The following is a 2,215-nucleotide window of genomic DNA, read 5'->3' as shown; positions in this document are numbered from 1 at the left end:
GCCGTAAAGCGGATGGGGAAACCCCACCCGCCTGCGCGGTGGGGTAGTTCATAATAGCCCATGGTGCTCATCAACCCAAGTGGATGGAGCCAACTTCGAAAATGTCTCTAACTGCCGTCTCGTCAGCCCAGGGGGATCCTCGCATCGCCGAGATCGCCCAGCGGGGGGTGGCCGAGATCTTCCCAGGGGGGGCGGCAGCTCTGGTGGAGCGCCTGGCCACAACGGATCGCCCTTTGCGGGTGAAGCTAGGCATCGATCCCACGCGGCCAGATCTACACCTGGGCCACGCGGTGGTTTTGCGCAAGCTGCGCCAATTCCAGGATGCCGGCCATGTGGCCATTTTGCTCATCGGGGATTTTACGGCGCTGGTGGGGGATCCCACTGGCCAGTCGGAGGCGCGTCCCCGCCTGAGCCCAGAAGAAGTGGAGGAAAATGCCCGCACCTATTTGGAGCAAGCTGCCAAGATTTTGGACTTTGCGACCCCTGGCCGGCTGGAGGTGCGCCGCAACAGCGAGTGGCTGGCCCGCCTCACCCTCAGCGAGCTAATCGAGCTGCAGGCCCAGATGACGGTGGGGCAGATGTTGGCCAAAGAAGACTTTGCCCAGCGCTACCAAGCTGGAACACCGGTGTACTTGCACGAATTTCTTTACCCCCTCCTGCAGGGCTACGACTCGGTGGCCCTGGCAGCCGACGTGGAGCTGGGGGGAACCGACCAGCGCTTTAACCTCCTGGTTGGCCGAGAGCTGCAGCTTTGGAAAGGCCAAACCCCGCAGTTTTGCCTGACGGTGCCGCTTTTGGAGGGCTTGGATGGCTACCAGAAAATGTCCAAGTCCAAAAACAACTACGTCGGCCTGACCGAGGATCCCCTCACCATGTACTCCAAGCTGGAGAAGGTGCCGGATCACCTGGTGGAGCGGTATTTTGAGTTGCTCACGGCGGTGCCCCCCTCAGAGCTGCCGGCAGATCCCCGTCAGCGCCAGATTCTCCTAGCCAAAACTCTGGTGGCCCAATTTCACTCCCCTGAAGCGGCAGAAGAGGCGCAGCGCACCGCCCAAGCCCTGGTGTTGCAAGGCAATCTCGTAGAGACGGGATCCATCCCCACCTTTGCCGTCGAGGGCTTGTCTTACCCGGCAAAACTCAGCTACATCCTGCGCGAGTCCGGCCTGTGCAAGAGCGCCGCCGAGGCCCGTCGGCAAATCCAAGGAGGCGCCGTGCGGCTGGACGGACAAAAAGTGGAGGATCCCGACTTGGAGTTTACCAGCGCTTCTGACCTGGTCGGGCGGGTTCTCCAGGTGGGCAAGAAGGCCTTCCGCCGCCTGGTGGTGGGCCCAGAGTAGTCAGCCCCCAACCCCTCTCCCTTGATGGGACCGGGAAGGGGGGATCAACCATCAATGGGTGGGGGTGGGCTTGAAGCCGAGCCCGGCTTTTTTCTGCTTGGTCTTGGCTGGGGGATTGAACAGCGGTGAAGCCAACAAGGTTTGCGGGAAAACGGGCTCCGCCTTGGGCCGGATCGATCTCGCCTCCGCCACAGCTTCAGCGAGCTTCTGCCGCACCAGCTCTTGGGTCTCCAAGATATTGGGATCCGCCGCCCATTCCGGGGCTTCCCTGACCGGATCGTCTTCGGAAGTAAATTCCAAGTCGTAAACCTCGTTGCGGTAATCGGGGCTGAAGCACTCCCAGGCGCGCAAACTGTAGAAGTAGGGGAATAGCCGCACCATGCGCTCGATATCTAGGTGTGCTGCAAAGCAACAAAAAGCCTCTTCTTCAGAGACCGGAAATGGCGCGTAGTGCTCGGAAACAAACCACTGCAAAAACTTGCGCGCCTCCGGAACAACCTGCTCTGGGGTCATGGATCCCAGCGCCGCCGCGTTGAAGCAGTTGACCAAAAGGTGCTCCAGGAGCACGGCGTTGTACTCGGCAAAGCAGGTTTGCTCGCGGCTTTCTACCGGCTGCCAGGGCATATTGCCGTTGGCGGCGATAAACAGATGCACCAAGTCATGCGAGGGATTGGTTTGAATGGCGCCGTGCCCCTCCAGCTTGGCCCCGTCACAGCTAAAGATTTGGTACTGCGGGCTCCAGTAGAACTTCAGTTGCTTGGCCGCCATGTCCGACCGTCCTCCTCACCCAGAGGGATCCCTCTAGAGCTTACACCCGCAGGCGGGCTACAGGCACCTCTGCAGGGACAATCGCCGTCGCCCCTGCCCTGCCCCAAATG

Annotated in this window: 2 protein-coding genes; one reads left to right on the top strand and one right to left on the bottom strand. The window is 61.0% G+C overall.

Annotated features, from left to right (window positions below; all coding sequences use genetic code 11):
* Positions 1-101: 101 nt before the first annotated feature.
* Positions 102-1,337, top strand: a complete 1,236-nt coding sequence (gene tyrS, locus NW852_RS01090) for a tyrosine--tRNA ligase (RefSeq protein WP_414426397.1) — start codon at positions 102-104, stop codon at positions 1,335-1,337.
* A gap of 51 nt (positions 1,338-1,388) precedes the next feature.
* Here tyrS and NW852_RS01085 read toward each other — a convergent pair whose 3' ends face one another.
* Positions 1,389-2,105, bottom strand: coding sequence for a hypothetical protein (locus NW852_RS01085; RefSeq protein WP_414370415.1), 717 nt, complete (start codon positions 2,103-2,105; stop codon positions 1,389-1,391).
* Positions 2,106-2,215: the final 110 nt, after the last annotated feature.

Origin of the sequence: Synechococcus sp. H60.1, assembly GCF_047462335.1 — a bacterium.
In the GTDB taxonomy this organism is placed as follows: domain Bacteria; phylum Cyanobacteriota; class Cyanobacteriia; order Thermostichales; family Thermostichaceae; genus Thermostichus.
This window is presented reverse-complemented; position numbering and strand designations above follow the sequence as displayed.